We start from the raw sequence: 13,138 nt of genomic DNA, 5'->3' as shown, positions 1-13,138 counted from the left end.
AGACTGACAATGCGTAAACTGATGCAGGCAAGCCTGATTGCCCTGATCCTCGCCGCACCGGCTGCCATGGCGCAGAACACCTCGGCCGCCGGCATGTGGAAAACGATCGATGACGAAACCGGCAAGCCCAAGTCGCTGGTGCGCATCACCGAAGACAACGGCATCCTGACCGGCAAGATCGAGAAACTGTACCGCCCTGCCGACCAGGACCAGAACCCGAAATGCACCGCCTGCGAGGGCGCGCGCAAGGACCAGCCGATCATCGGCATGACCATCCTGTCCGGCCTGAAAAAGGACGGCAACGAGTACAAAGGCGGCGAGATCCTCGACCCGTCCAAGGGCAAGACCTACAAGAGCAAGGCTGCGCTGAAGGACAACGGCAGCAAGCTCGAAGTGCGCGGCTACATCGGCGCGCCGATGTTCGGGCGTTCGCAGACCTGGGTCCGCGAACAGTAAATCCCCGGGGCGGCAGCAGGAGGATGGCATGACAATTCGCGACCACCTGTACGTGCTGGCCGTCCCCGACCTCGAGCGCTCGGCGGCGTTCTACCGCGATGTCCTCGGCTTCGCCATCCACGAGATGGGCGATCCGGGCTGGCGCATGTTCATCCGCGACGGTTGCCGCATCATGGCCGGCGCCTGCCCCGACGCCATGCCGGCGGCGCAGACCGGCGACCATTCCTATTTCGCGTACCTCGACGTCCTCGACGTCGCGGCCTGGCATGCGCGCGCCCTGGCCGCCGGCGCCGAATTCGTCAAGCCGCTGCGCGACGAACCCTGGGGCATGCGCGAATTCGGGCTGAGCACGGCCGACGGACACCGCATCATGATCGGGCAGGAGATGCCAGGGGCCTAGGACGCCGCCACGTTTCAGTCGCGCGCCGCACACATTGCAATTTCGATATCCTCCCGTATTGCTGAGTTGTTAATACAACGAATTGAATACGAGGGAAAGTCGAATGATATTTTTGCGTCTCGCCTGCCTGCTGGCAGGAATCCTGGTGCTGGTGACACCACCGGTGGTGCTGTTCCCGAACGGCGCCGGCGCTGCCGAGCTGTCCCGCTCCGCCGTCCTGCTGGCCGTCATGCTGCTGGCGGCATCGAGCTTCTTCTTCATCAGCATGACCGGCCACCGCATCAAACGCTCTCCCGCGCTGCGCCGCCAGTGCACCGTGGTGTTGCTGGCCCCGTTCGTGGCCGGTGCGGCCACCTTGTGGGGCAGCGTCGAACCGACCGCCCTGTGGCTGAGCGGGGCGCTGCTCAGCTTTACGCTGATCGTGTCGCTGGCCCTGGTGCGGTCGATGGTGCAGGAACCGAGTGCCGGCCGCGTGCGTGCCCGCGAAGGCCGGCAAACCCGCATGCAGGTGCTGAACCACCTCTGATGTCCACTACAGCCAGCCGGCGTCGCGCGCCATGCGGTAGGCCTCGACCCGGTTCGCTGCATTGAGCTTGCTGATCGCCTCCGACAGGTAATTGCGCACCGTCCCCTCGGACAGGTGAACCTGGCGCGCGATATCGCCGCTGCTGCGCCCTTCTCCCGCCAGGCGCAGCACCTGGCGTTCGCGCTCGGTGAGCGGATCGCCACTGCCGCTCCAGCTTTCCAGCGCCAGCTCGGGCGCGATTGCCCGCCCGCCGCCATGCACCGCGCGAATCGCCGCCCCCAAGGAGTCCACCGGCGCATCCTTCAGCAGGTAGCCGCGCACGCCGGCCTCCAGCGCGCGCCGCAGGTAGCCGCTGCGCCCGAAGGTGGTCACCACAATGACCTTCGGCGGCAAGCGCCGTTCCTTCAGCTGCGCCGCCAGTTCCAGCCCGGTCATCAGGGGCATTTCGATGTCGGTCAGGACGATGTCGGGCGTGAGCCGCTCGCACATCTCCAGGGCGTCCCTGCCGTTGGTGGCGGCGCCGACAACCTCGAAGTCGGGCTCCAGCCGCAGCAGCGCGGCCATCGCGCCGAGCACGAGGTTCTGGTCTTCGGCCAGCAGGATGCGGATCATGGCGACACTCCCGCAGGGACGCGCAGTTCGAGTTCGAGACCGGTTTGGGCGTGCAGTGCCAGCTTGCCACCGATCGAGGCCGCGCGTTCGCGCATGCCGCTCAAGCCATTGCCATGCCGGATATCGGTGCCGCTCCGTGCGCACCCGTCGTCGGCGATGCGCAGCACGGCAACGCCGTGTTCCAGCACCAGCGATACGCGGCAGTGCTTCGCGTCCGCATGGCGCACCACGTTGGTGACGGCTTCGCGCAGCGCCAGCGCCACCACGTTCTCTGCGGCCGGCGCCAGGTCGATGCGTTCCACCTTTTCTTCCAGCGCGACGTCGGCCGCCGCCAGGCTGGCGCGCGCGCCCGCCAGTGCATGCGCCAGGCCCTTCTCGCGGTAGCCGGTGACGGCGGCGCGCACCTCGGCCAGGGCCTGGCGCGCACTGGTCTCGATGTCGCCGACCTCGCGTGCGCAGGCATCGGCATCGCGATGCACCAGCTTGCGCGCCAGTTCCGCCTTCAGCGCGATCAGCGACAATGAATGTCCGAGCAGGTCGTGCAGGTCGCGCGAGATGCGTTCGCGCTCGGCGATGGTGGCGATGTGCTCGACCTCTTCCTGCTTGCGCATCAGTTCCTGGCGCGAGCGGCGCAAACGCGCATCCATGACGGCGCCGAGGCCCACCGGCAGGCCGGCGGTCAGCAGCGGCATCAGGAAGATGAAACGCATCTGCGCCTGCGGCTGCAGCAGCGAGGCGAGCAGGCCGGCGACGATCACGCCCGCGATGGCCAGCATGGCGCGCCGTAAGCGGATGATCCGGGCAGCCATGGCGCAGGCGAAGATGAAGAAGCTGGCGGCGCCGACGTTCCAGCGCACCCAGATGGCCCCGAGCAGGCAGCCCGCCCCCATGCAGGCCAGTACCTGCCAGCCGCGCGCCCAGAAGCTGGCCAGGTAGAGCGGTACGAACACCGCCAACGTCAAGGCCAGCATGGCCAGTTCAAGGCTGCCGGGCCTGACGTAGATGTACTTCCAGCCCAGGTAGCATAGGCTCAGCAGCCAGAAGTACGGCATCCTGCCCAGCTCCGGCGGGACCCACGGTTTCGACAGCACTTCCCTGATCTTGTTCATGTCTTGGGATGGTAGGTTTTAATGTGCCAGCAGGCGCACGTCGGCGATCTCGAAGCGGTAGTCGCCCGGCTGCGGGCCGGCGTTGAATCCTAACATGGTGATCGCCGCCGGATCGATGCCTTTGAGCTCGCTGAACGGCACCGTCACTTCCGTCCACTGCGGGCCCGCGGTGAAGAACTTCGCGCCGGGGATCTGCACGCCTTGCGACATGGCGATCATCTGGTAGTCCTTGCCGTCGCCGCGCGCCTTGAAGCGCACCGCCTTCACGCCGCTCAGGTCCACCGATCCCATCGGCTGGCTGCCGGGCATGAAGGCCACGCCGGCCCAGGCAAAGGGCAGGCCTGGCGCCACCTTGGCATCGATCATCAAGGGCACCTGGCCATCGGGCAGCGCCGGCTGCACGGCCAGCTTCACGCTCGACTTGCCGCCGGCGAAGCTGTCGGTCGACGGTCCCCAGCCCATGCCGAAGGGGCTGGCGAGGCGCTCCGCGCTGAACCGGCTGATACGGCCGTCCGCCGGCAGCGCGAGTGCCTTGCCGCCCTGCCCCTCCTGCGCGGCCTTGGCCACCCTCCCGCGCTGGGCGTCGCGCAGGCCGGCGGCGCTCTCGCCGTCCTTCCACACTTCGACGATCCGGCGGGTGGCCTTGATGTCCGCCGCCGGGTTGCCCTCGACCAGCAGCAGGTCGGCCTTGTAGCCCTTGTCGATGCGGCCGCGCTGGCCCAGCTTGAAGGCTTTTGCCGGCGCGCTGGTGGCGGCGGCGAGGGCCTGCGCCGGGCTCAGGCCGGCCTCGACCAGCGCCGCCAGCTCGCGGTGCATGCTGACGCCATACTGCGTCCCGGGGTTGCCGGCGTCGGTGCCGGCCAGTACCGGCACGCCGGCCTTGAGCATCGCTGCGGTGACAGCCTTCGGCGCCGCCAGCAGCGCCGGGCGCTCCTTGGTGCCGTAGCGCGCCTTGAGCGGGGCCTGCGCATCCTTGTCGAGCAGGCCGGCAAAAGCGGGCACCGCCAGCAGGTCGTCGCCGCGCCAGGCGGCCATGCTCTCGAGTACCGCAAAAGTCGGGATCACGAACGCGCCGCGGCTGGCGGCCAGCCGCGCCAGGCCCTCGGCATCGCCCGCTTCCCCGGTGAACAGGTGCACCAGGCCGTCGGCGCCGGCTTCCAGCACGGCGCGCGCATCCTTTTCGTTGCTGATGTGGACCACCGCCAGCTTGCCGCGCTTGTGGGCCGCATCGATCAGGGCTTTCGCGGTGTCCAGGCTGATCGACCGAAAGCCGTAGCCGCCTTCCATCACGATCTTGATGAAGTCCGAGCCTTCCGCAATGCGCGCGTCGACAAAGGCCTGCGCCTGTTCCGGCCCGGTGATGGTCGGGATCGGCACGCCGAACTGGGTGCCGTGGCCGTTCGGGCCGGTCACCAGGATGCCGGCCGAGAACAGGTCGGCGTGGGCGTGGTTGCCGCCTTGCGCCATCTCCCCTTTCGCCTTCTTCATCAAGCCAATCTCGGTGAACATGTCGACCTGGGTGGTCACCCCGAACAGCACCGGCAGCTCGAAAAAGCGGAACGCGTGTGTGTGGGCGTCGATCAGGCCCGGCAACAGCGTGCGGCCGGCGCCGCTCACCACCCGCGCATTGCCCGGCGCCGGGCCGCGGAAGTCGGCGTCGACGATGACGCCCTTGTCGAACAGGACCGAGCGGCGTTCGTGCACCCGCTCGCCGTCGAAGACGCGCACGTCCTGGACCAGGGTTGGTGCTGCGTGGACCGAGGCCGCCATCAGCAGGACGGCGGCGGACAGGACTTTCAGGGCGGTGGGCTTCATACGTTCCTCGCATGGGTTGATGTGAAGCCAGTATGCGAGTACGACGACGGCGCCGGTAGAAGCAGGCGCCATCTGTTTGGCATGACAATTGTCATATGGATCGATTGGCGCGCCTGAGTATCAATTTGCTATACAAACAGTATGTCCATAAACTGAAGCATTCCGGCGGCTCGCTATTGGCCAAAGGCGGACGTAAGGACTGCCGTTCATCCAGGAGTGTCATTCATATGGTGCAAGAACGATTAGAGCAATTCTGTTCCGAACTGCCTGGTCTGAAGATGATCGATAGCGGAGCTGTGTCCCACGTGCAGCTACCTGGAACGCTCCCCCCGCACAGAGGGGAAGCAAAGCTGCCGTCATGGCCCATGCAGCTTCGCGAGGTGAATCGTTGATGTCTGCTGAGGTGCACAGAATCGGCTTTGGCGGAGGCTGCCATTGGTGCACTGAAGCCGTGTTCGCTGCCCTTCGCGGCGTTATCCGCGTGGAGCAGGGGTTCATCCGGGCAGACGCCCCCGACGACACGTTCTCCGAAGCCGTGTTGCTCACCTTCCAACCAGACAAAATCTCGCTCGGGTCCTTGATCGAGATCCATTTACGGACGCATTCAAGCACGTCGAACCATTCCATGCGGCGCAAGTATCGCAGCGCGGTTTATGTGATGGACGAGGTCCAGGCCGAGGCTGCACGGCGCGTCCTGATAGAAGTCGGGCCAGGATTCGACGCGCCTCTTGTCACCCGAATCCTACCCTTTCGAAGCTTCAAAGCATCGGATAAGCGCTTTCAGCGCTATTCTGAAAAGAATAGCGGCAGCCCGTTTTGCACCACCTATATCGACCCGAAGCTGGCGCTACTTAGAAAGGAATTCGGCTGTTTACTCAGGTCGGCAGGTGAGTAGCCGCAGAATCCTGACGCGTGCGAACTTCCGAGATCGGGTCGGTTGCAGACGTACACTGCCAGACACGGGCTTGAGAACTACCGTAAAGGTCTGCCTAGCCATTACGGACGGTCGTGATGTTCGCATCGGTACCGTCGGTATAAATCCCCATGCTGGTTTTTCCCGCGAAGCTATTGTTGGAAACGACGGTCGGACTACCGTAAATGTAAGCCAGCGCGATATGCGCCTGGAACGGACTGGGCGTATTCCCTCCGCTGCGCCGATTCAGGACCGAAAAAGTACAGTTTGAACTCAGCTTGTTGGAATCGATTAAATGGCCGCCCGTATCAGGCCACTTGGCCCTGTCGCCGCCGCCGTACATCTGGATTCCGTTTCCTTCATTGTTCGACACTGTATTGCCGTACACCTGGCACTTGCTGGCCCCATCGTCCACACCGATGCCGACGCCTTCCGAACCGTTGTCCAAGGGACCGCCGAAATTGTAGTTGAACCTGCAGGTGTTGTAGCGGATCGTGTGGCCGGATACCGCGTCCTGGCCGACCTTCGACGACAGCTCGATCCCCCGGCCGTAATACGTGCTGGTCAAGGTGCCGCCGTTGGCATTGCAGACGTTGCGTTCAATGGTGTAGGCCCGGGCAACGCCGCTGATATGAATTCCGAAATTCATATTGTTGCTGCAGTTATTGTTGCCCACGTAGCTGAGGTCGCCACCATTCATGAAGATGCCGGTAAGCATCCCGGTGACGGTGTTCCTGTCCAGCGTGGCGGCACTTCCCTGGACCAGGTAGATGCCGATCGCCCTGCGGTTCGGGTTGTAGGCAGTGCCGGACGGCGGAGAAACGCGGTTCCCGCTGATCACGAGCCGTGTCAGGAAGGAGGCGCTGTTATACGTTTCGCAGCGGATGCCATACGAGGCCGCCGAACCGCCGCCGCGGTGGCGGACCGTATTATTGAGCAGGCGGATATCGTCGATGTTGGTGTTGCCGGCGACGAGGATCCCCTGGTTGCCGTAGTTGGCGCCATTGCTGATGACGTCGAGCACACAGTCCGAAATGCTCACATGATTCTTTTCGAAGACATACACGCCGGCGCAATTCGAGGTCACGGTGTTTTTCTCGAAAACGCAGCCATTGCCCAGCCAGATGATGGCCACATCGCTCCCTTCCGGCAAAGCGCTGTTCCGGATGTCCAGGTTGCGGTAGGTGACGAAGTCGCGCTCCTGCTTGTAGGCTGCGATCGAGGCGCCGTCGGTCGGCATGGTCGGCGCCGCCGGCAAGACGATGACCGGCTTGGGCAATGAGCTGTCGTCGCTGCCGTTGGATCGGGCGTAAGCGCCGATCGTGATGCGCTGCAGCGCCGTGCCGCTGGCCGACACCCGGAACACACCCGAATACGTCGTGCCGCGCTTTTGCAGATAGGTATGGCCGGGCACCCAGGACACGCTGGTCCACGAGCGGAAAGGATTGGCGAGCGTTCCGTCCCCAGGCCCGCTGACGCCTGGATCGATGTAATGCACATTCGCGCTGCGTCCGGGTTGGGCCAACGCGAATCCCGGCAGCACGCTCCCCGCGCATGCGGAGACGCCGACACGCGAAGCAATCCGAAGGAAGTCTCTTCTTTTGCTCATCATCGTTCTCCAATGCTCTGCCCGCCAGGACGATGCTACGCTTGGTGTTCACGATGCGGCAATGACTGCTTGTTCAAATTTTCCGGCTGAGTGGCGGCAACGCCACTTCCGCCATCGCCGACACGCGACAATGGCGGCCTTTGCCGGCACCCTCAGGCCGGCGGCAGGCTATCCCACAAATCGCCGGTCGGGCTGATGCGCGGCGCGGTGACGCCGAAGTGTTGATACGCCAGCGGCGTGGCGATCCGTCCGCGCGGAGTACGCTGCAGGTAGCCCTGCTGGATGAGGTAGGGTTCGAGCACGTCTTCGATGGTGTCGGCCGCCTCGCCGATGGCCGCCGCCAGGTTGCCGATGCCCACCGGGCCGCCGTTGAACTTGAACAGCACGGCTTCGAGCAGCTTGCGGTCCATGACGTCGAAGCCGACCGTGTCGACGTCAAGCATCTTGAGCGCGCGGTCGGCCATGTCCTTGGTGATGTCGCCGTTGCCCTTCACTTCCGCGTAGTCGCGCACGCGGCGCAGCAGGCGGTTGGCGATACGCGGCGTGCCGCGCGCACGGCGCGCCACTTCACGCGCGCCGTGCTGGTCGATCGGCGCCGCCAGCAGCGCGGCGCTGCGGGTGACGATCTTGGTCAGCTCCTCGACGTTGTAGAACTCGAGGCGCGCCACGATCCCGAAGCGGTCGCGCAGCGGGTTGGTCAGCATGCCGGCGCGGGTGGTGGCGCCGACCAGCGTGAACGGCTGCAGGTCGAGCTTTACCGAACGCGCGGCCGGACCCTCGCCGATCATGATGTCGATCTGGTAGTCCTCGAGCGCCGGATACAGGATCTCTTCGACCACCGGCGACAGGCGGTGGATCTCGTCGATGAACAGCACGTCGTTCGGCTCGAGGTTGGTCAAGAGCGCCGCCAGGTCGCCCGGGCGCTCGAGCACCGGGCCGGAGGTCTGGCGCAGGTTGACGCCCATCTCGCGCGCGATGATGTGGGCCAGCGTGGTCTTGCCCAGGCCCGGCGGGCCGAACAGCAGCGTGTGGTCGAGCGCTTCGCGGCGCTTGCGGGCGGCGGAGATGAAGATCTCCAGCTGGTCGCGGATTTTTTCCTGGCCGACGTACTCTTCGAGCTGCTTGGGACGCAAGGCGCGTTCGATCGCCTCCTCGTTGGGCGAGGCGGGGGCCGCGTCGATCACGCGCTGCTCGGTAAAATTGTCGGTCTGGATGCTCATCGTTCTACTTTATGCTTTGGACAGTGCTTTCAGCGCAAACTTGATGCCGTCGGAGACGCTCGAACCCGCTGGCATGTTCTTGGTTGCCAACAGCGCCTCCTTGTCAGAATACCCCAAAGCGACCAGCGCATTGAGTACGTCGGCCTGGGCGTCGTCGCGCACTGCCCCGCCGACCACGCCGATGTCGGCGCCCAGCTTGCCCTTCAGTTCCAGCAGCAGGCGCTCGGCGGTCTTCTTGCCGATGCCGGGCACCTTCACCAGGCGTCCGGTTTCCTGCAAGGTGACGGCCTGCGACAGATCGGCCACCGTCATGCCCGACAGGATCGACAGCGCCATGCGGGCGCCGATGCCGGTAATCTTGATCAGCTGGCGGAACAGCGCGCGCTCGGAAGCGGTACCGAAGCCGAACAGCAGGTGCGCATCTTCGCGCACCACCAGGTGGGTGAACAGCACCACTTTTTCGCCGGTATGCGGCAGGTTGTAGAAGGTGCTCATCGGCACGTCGACTTCATAGCCGACGCCGTTGCAGTCCACCAGCACGTGCGGCGGCGCTTTTTCGAGCAGGGTACCGGAGAGACGACCGATCATGCTGGTTCCTTGGGTTATAACCGATTCATTAGACGAGGCGGCTGCGTTTCATGCGCAGCGCGGGAGCGCCCGGGGTCAGGGCGCCGAGCATCGACAGCGTGTCGATGCTGTGGGCGTGGCAGATCGCCACGCCGAGCGCGTCGGCGGCGTCGCTGCCGGGCAGGCCCGGGAGCTTCAGCAGGCGCGCCACCATGTCCTGCACCTGCGCCTTGGCCGCCTTGCCGGTGCCGACCACCGCCTGCTTGACCTGCACCGCCGTGTATTCGGCCACGTCGAGGTCGGCCCCGACCAGGGCCGTGATGGCGGCGCCACGCGCCTGGCCCAGCAGCAGCGTGGATTGCGGATTGACGTTGACAAAGACTTTTTCGATGGCCGCGCAGCCCGGCTGGTAGGCGCTGACGATTTCGCCTACGCCCTTCAGGATCACCTTGAGGCGCGGCGGCAGCGCGCCCTCGGTACCGGTCTTGATGGTGCCGGACGCGATGTAACGTAGTTTCGTGCCGTGTTTTTCAATGACGCCGAAGCCCGTCGTACGCAGGCCCGGGTCGATGCCGAGGATAATCATTGTGGAATGATATACGGCTGGCGGGGGTTCGTGGGGAAAATACTGTGCAAAAACACAGTGCGTGATTAATGTTACCACGTAGGGTGGGCGGCTCTGCCGCCCACGCGTTCAACTATCGTAAGAAGACCCGATCGCGTCCATACCCAAGCTGGTTGGACGCGTGGGCGTTCGTAATCCCGGGCATTGCCCGAAATTACCCCGCCCACCCTACCAAAGCGCCTCGCCGGAGATAGATCAATGACGGAAGTGACGGGTGCCGGTGTACAGCATCACCACGCCACGCTCATCGGCCGCGTCGATCACTTCCTGGTCGCGCATCGAGCCGCCCGGGTGGATCACACAGGTCGCGCCGGCATCGACCACCACGTCCAGGCCGTCACGGAACGGGAAGAAGGCATCCGAGGCCACCGCCGAGCCATTCAGGGACAGGCCGGCGTTCTGCGCCTTGATCGAGGCAATGCGCGCCGAGTCGATACGGCTCATCTGGCCCGCGCCCACGCCCAGGGTCATGCCGTTGGCGCAGAACACGATCGCGTTCGACTTGACGAACTTGGCCACGCGCCAGGCGAACATCAGGTCTTGCAGCTGCTGCTGGGTCGGCTGCTTCTTGCTGACCACGCGCAGGTCGCCCAGGCCCACGTTCTTCGCATCCGGCGCCTGCACCAGCACGCCGCCGCCGACGCGCTTGAGGTCCCAGGCATTCTGGCCATCGCCGAGCGGAATCTCGAGCAGGCGCACGTTCTGCTTGGCCGACATGATCTGGCGTGCTTCAGGGGTGAACGAGGGGGCGATCAGCACTTCGACGAACAGTTTCGACACCGCCTCGGCGGCGCGGGCATCCACCTCGACGTTGAAGGCGATGATGCCGCCAAAAGCCGAGGTCGGGTCGGTCTGCAGCGCGCGCGAATAGGCATCCAGCGCATCCACGCCGATCGCCACGCCGCAGGGGTTGGCGTGCTTGACGATCACGCAGCCGGCTGGCTGACCGAGGCCGCCGAGCGACTTGACGCATTCCCAGGCCGCGTCGGCATCGGCGATGTTGTTGTACGAGAGTTCCTTGCCCTGCAGCTGGGCATAGTTCGCCAGCGCGCCCGGGGTGGCGACCAGGTCGCGGTAGAAGGCGGCGCCCTGGTGCGGGTTTTCGCCGTAGCGCATGTCCTGCACCTTCTCGAAGCTCATGTTCAGGGTCTGCGGGTAGCGCGAGCGGGTCGCGTGCAGGCGGTCTTCGCCGAGGCTGGTCAGGTAGTTGGTGATCGCGCCGTCGTACTGCGCGGTGTGGGCAAACACCTTCTTGGCGAGGCGGAACTTGGTCTCGTAGCTCACCGGCGCTCCACCGGCCGCGTCGGCGCTGCCGACGCCCTTCATTTCCGCCAGCACCACGCCGTAGTCGGCCGGGTCGACGATCACCACCACGTCGCGGTGGTTCTTGGCGGCCGAGCGCAGCATGGTCGGGCCGCCGATGTCGATGTTCTCGATCGCGTCTTCCAGCGCGCATTCGTCCTTGGCGACGGTCTGCTGGAACGGATACAGGTTGACCACGACCATGTCGATCTGCGGGATGCCGTGCTCGTCGAGCTTGGCGACGTGCTCAGGCAGGTCGCGGCGCGCCAGGATGCCGCCGTGCACCTTCGGGTGCAGGGTCTTGACCCGGCCGTCGAGCATTTCCGGGAAACCGGTGTAGTCGGCGACTTCAGTAACTTGCACGCCATTTTCCTGTAGCAGCTTAGCGGTGCCGCCAGTGGACAGGATGTTGACGCCGAGGCCGGACAAGGCCTTCGCGAAATCGAGGACGCCGGTTTTGTCGGAAACGGAAATCAGTGCTTGTTTGATCATGGTGAGGCCTGTGGTTAAGAATTCTGGCATCCGGGCGCGCGGACGGTGAACCGGCCGCGCCCCAGACGCACGGCCACGCCATGCAAATGCGCTTAGAGGAGCCCGTGCTCCTGGAGTTTCTTGCGCAAGGTATTTCGGTTGATGCCCAGCATTTGTGCAGCATGCGACTGGTTGCCGTCGGCGCGCGTCATGACCACTTCAAGGACCGGTTTTTCCACCGTCAGGACCATCATGTCGTAGATGTTCGTCGGTTTCTGCTCGCCCAGATCGTTGAAATAGTCCTCGAGGCTTTTCTGGACGACTTCCTGGATACTTTCTTTGCTCATGTTCTCTGCTGCTCATCCTGGTTAATGATTGCTCGCCGCTGAAGCAGCGTGTCCCCGTTTTATTCTCGTTCTTATGACTACTTTTTATGGTGCTATTACTTGTACTTATGCCGCCATCGCCACATCGGCAGGATGAGCGGGCCGGTATTGTAACCGCTCCCCATGCCGCAGTTGCGATTTCAAAAAGGCGTCGACCGCCGCGAGCTGCTCGGTCGTCGATTCCAGCAAGTTCATGCGCTGGCGGAATTCTTCGCCGCCCGGCAGGTCCTCGACGTACCAGCCGATGTGCTTGCGCGCCGAGCGGACACCGATGAAGTCGCCGTAAAAGGCGTAGTGGGCCGGCAGGTGCTCGTTCATCAGCGCGCGCACTTCTTCGACCAGCGGCGCCGGCAGGTGCTCGCCAGTACGCAGGTAATGGTCGATCTCGCGGCAGATCCAGGGGCGGCCCTGGGCGGCGCGCCCGATCATCACGGCGTCGGCGCCGGTGTAGTCGAGCACGAATTTCGCCTTTTCCGGGGTGGTAATGTCGCCGTTGGCCACCACCGGGATCCCGACCGCCGCCTTGACGGCGCGGATGGTGTCGTATTCGGCCTCTCCCTTGTAGCCGTCGGCGCGGGTGCGTCCGTGCAGGGTCAGCATCTGGATGCCGGCCTGTTCCGCCATGCGGGCGATGGTGAGGGCATTCTTGTTCTGGCGATCCCAGCCGGTGCGAAATTTCAGCGTGACCGGCACATCGACCGCTTCGACGACCGCATGCAGGATGCGCTCGACCAGGTCTTCGTGCTGCAGCAGGGCCGAACCGCACCAGCTGTTGCAGACCTTCTTTACCGGGCAGCCCATGTTGATGTCGATGATCTGGGCGCCCCGCTCGACGTTGAACTTCGCGCAGTCGGCCAGGTCCTTGGGGTCGGCGCCCGCGATCTGCACCGCCTTCGGTTCCATTTCGCCGGCATGGTCGGTACGGCGCGCCGTCTTCTCGCTGGCCCACAGGCGCGGGTTCGAGGCCGCCATTTCGGACACGGCGTAGCCGGCGCCGAGCTGCTTGCACAGCTGGCGGAACGGGCGGTCCGTCACCCCGGCCATGGGGGCGACGAAGACATTGTTACGCAGGATGTAAGGACCGATTTGCACCGCGGAAAAGTCTTTAAAGTTTCTCGGGAACCTAG

The 13,138-nt window shown here is 64.7% G+C and carries 14 protein-coding genes; 4 read left to right on the top strand and 10 right to left on the bottom strand.

Annotated features, from left to right (window positions below):
- Positions 1 to 9: 9 nt before the first annotated feature.
- From AC56LU_RS21405 to AC56LU_RS21395, 3 genes are all read left to right on the top strand, one after another.
- Entirely contained in the window at positions 10 to 456 is a 447-nt protein-coding gene (locus AC56LU_RS21405; RefSeq protein ID WP_497177635.1) for a DUF2147 domain-containing protein, read from the top strand.
- Positions 457 to 484: 28 nt separating this feature from the next.
- Positions 485 to 856, top strand: coding sequence for a VOC family protein (locus AC56LU_RS21400; RefSeq protein ID WP_497177634.1), 372 nt, complete (start codon positions 485 to 487; stop codon positions 854 to 856).
- Between the two features lie 103 nt (positions 857 to 959).
- Positions 960 to 1,382, top strand: a complete 423-nt coding sequence (locus AC56LU_RS21395) for a hypothetical protein (RefSeq protein WP_497177633.1) — start codon at positions 960 to 962, stop codon at positions 1,380 to 1,382.
- A gap of 6 nt (positions 1,383 to 1,388) precedes the next feature.
- Here AC56LU_RS21395 and AC56LU_RS21390 read toward each other — a convergent pair whose 3' ends face one another.
- From AC56LU_RS21390 to AC56LU_RS21380, 3 genes are read right to left on the bottom strand one after another with little or no spacing between them, the layout of a single operon-like run.
- Positions 1,389 to 1,994, bottom strand: a complete 606-nt coding sequence (locus AC56LU_RS21390; RefSeq protein ID WP_497177632.1) for a response regulator transcription factor — start codon at positions 1,992 to 1,994, stop codon at positions 1,389 to 1,391.
- Positions 1,991 to 3,103: a sensor histidine kinase gene (locus tag AC56LU_RS21385; protein ID WP_497177631.1), complete on the bottom strand. Its 1,113-nt coding sequence runs from the start codon at positions 3,101 to 3,103 to the stop codon at positions 1,991 to 1,993. The genes AC56LU_RS21390 and AC56LU_RS21385 overlap by 4 nt, the downstream gene beginning before the upstream one ends.
- A gap of 18 nt (positions 3,104 to 3,121) precedes the next feature.
- Positions 3,122 to 4,918 (bottom strand): CIA30 family protein, encoded by a 1,797-nt coding sequence (locus tag AC56LU_RS21380; protein WP_497177630.1) that lies wholly within the window; start codon positions 4,916 to 4,918, stop codon positions 3,122 to 3,124.
- A 358-nt stretch (positions 4,919 to 5,276) separates the two neighbouring features.
- Between AC56LU_RS21380 and AC56LU_RS21375 the strand changes: the two genes are divergently transcribed.
- On the top strand, positions 5,277 to 5,813 hold the full coding sequence (locus tag AC56LU_RS21375) for a peptide-methionine (S)-S-oxide reductase (protein WP_497177629.1): 537 nt from the start codon (positions 5,277 to 5,279) through the stop codon (positions 5,811 to 5,813).
- Between the two features lie 94 nt (positions 5,814 to 5,907).
- On the opposite strand, the gene AC56LU_RS21370 is transcribed toward AC56LU_RS21375, so the two are convergent.
- From AC56LU_RS21370 to dusB, 7 genes are all read right to left on the bottom strand, one after another.
- Positions 5,908 to 7,443 (bottom strand): right-handed parallel beta-helix repeat-containing protein, encoded by a 1,536-nt coding sequence (locus tag AC56LU_RS21370; protein ID WP_497177628.1) that lies wholly within the window; start codon positions 7,441 to 7,443, stop codon positions 5,908 to 5,910.
- 149 nt (positions 7,444 to 7,592) lie between these two features.
- The gene (gene ruvB, locus AC56LU_RS21365) at positions 7,593 to 8,660 is read right to left on the bottom strand and encodes a Holliday junction branch migration DNA helicase RuvB (protein ID WP_497177627.1); all 1,068 of its coding nucleotides are present in this window, start codon (positions 8,658 to 8,660) and stop codon (positions 7,593 to 7,595) included.
- A 9-nt stretch (positions 8,661 to 8,669) separates the two neighbouring features.
- Positions 8,670 to 9,248, bottom strand: coding sequence for a Holliday junction branch migration protein RuvA (ruvA, locus tag AC56LU_RS21360; protein WP_497177626.1), 579 nt, complete (start codon positions 9,246 to 9,248; stop codon positions 8,670 to 8,672).
- A 28-nt stretch (positions 9,249 to 9,276) separates the two neighbouring features.
- Complete coding sequence (gene ruvC / locus AC56LU_RS21355) at positions 9,277 to 9,813, bottom strand: crossover junction endodeoxyribonuclease RuvC (RefSeq protein ID WP_497177625.1); 537 nt, start codon at positions 9,811 to 9,813, stop codon at positions 9,277 to 9,279.
- Between the two features lie 234 nt (positions 9,814 to 10,047).
- Complete coding sequence (gene purH, locus AC56LU_RS21350; protein WP_497177624.1) at positions 10,048 to 11,646, bottom strand: bifunctional phosphoribosylaminoimidazolecarboxamide formyltransferase/IMP cyclohydrolase; 1,599 nt, start codon at positions 11,644 to 11,646, stop codon at positions 10,048 to 10,050.
- A gap of 92 nt (positions 11,647 to 11,738) precedes the next feature.
- Complete coding sequence (locus AC56LU_RS21345; protein ID WP_027865797.1) at positions 11,739 to 11,972, bottom strand: helix-turn-helix domain-containing protein; 234 nt, start codon at positions 11,970 to 11,972, stop codon at positions 11,739 to 11,741.
- A gap of 105 nt (positions 11,973 to 12,077) precedes the next feature.
- On the bottom strand, positions 12,078 to 13,103 hold the full coding sequence (gene dusB / locus AC56LU_RS21340) for a tRNA dihydrouridine synthase DusB (RefSeq protein ID WP_497177623.1): 1,026 nt from the start codon (positions 13,101 to 13,103) through the stop codon (positions 12,078 to 12,080).
- Positions 13,104 to 13,138: the final 35 nt, after the last annotated feature.

The sequence above is a fragment of the Telluria sp. PB2R4 genome, assembly GCF_059685695.1.
The sequence above is the reverse complement of the archived record's forward strand: the minus strand, read 5'-3'. Positions and strand labels throughout refer to the sequence as shown.

What these genes read in the sequence shown, in the direction of transcription:
- AC56LU_RS21405 (WP_497177635.1), top strand. Translation starts at nt 10, where the DNA reads ATGCGTAAACTGATGCAGGCAAGCCTGATTGCCCTGATCCTCGCCGCA.
- AC56LU_RS21375 (WP_497177629.1), top strand. Translation starts at nt 5,277, where the DNA reads ATGGCCCATGCAGCTTCGCGAGGTGAATCGTTGATGTCTGCTGAGGTG.
- AC56LU_RS21395 (WP_497177633.1), top strand. Translation starts at nt 960, where the DNA reads ATGATATTTTTGCGTCTCGCCTGCCTGCTGGCAGGAATCCTGGTGCTG.
- AC56LU_RS21400 (WP_497177634.1), top strand. Translation starts at nt 485, where the DNA reads ATGACAATTCGCGACCACCTGTACGTGCTGGCCGTCCCCGACCTCGAG.
- AC56LU_RS21345 (WP_027865797.1), bottom strand. Translation starts at nt 11,972, where the DNA reads ATGAGCAAAGAAAGTATCCAGGAAGTCGTCCAGAAAAGCCTCGAGGAC.
- purH (WP_497177624.1), bottom strand. Translation starts at nt 11,646, where the DNA reads ATGATCAAACAAGCACTGATTTCCGTTTCCGACAAAACCGGCGTCCTC.
- AC56LU_RS21385 (WP_497177631.1), bottom strand. Translation starts at nt 3,103, where the DNA reads ATGAACAAGATCAGGGAAGTGCTGTCGAAACCGTGGGTCCCGCCGGAG.
- AC56LU_RS21370 (WP_497177628.1), bottom strand. Translation starts at nt 7,443, where the DNA reads ATGATGAGCAAAAGAAGAGACTTCCTTCGGATTGCTTCGCGTGTCGGC.
- ruvB (WP_497177627.1), bottom strand. Translation starts at nt 8,660, where the DNA reads ATGAGCATCCAGACCGACAATTTTACCGAGCAGCGCGTGATCGACGCG.
- ruvC (WP_497177625.1), bottom strand. Translation starts at nt 9,813, where the DNA reads ATGATTATCCTCGGCATCGACCCGGGCCTGCGTACGACGGGCTTCGGC.
- ruvA (WP_497177626.1), bottom strand. Translation starts at nt 9,248, where the DNA reads ATGATCGGTCGTCTCTCCGGTACCCTGCTCGAAAAAGCGCCGCCGCAC.
- AC56LU_RS21380 (WP_497177630.1), bottom strand. Translation starts at nt 4,918, where the DNA reads ATGAAGCCCACCGCCCTGAAAGTCCTGTCCGCCGCCGTCCTGCTGATG.
- AC56LU_RS21390 (WP_497177632.1), bottom strand. Translation starts at nt 1,994, where the DNA reads ATGATCCGCATCCTGCTGGCCGAAGACCAGAACCTCGTGCTCGGCGCG.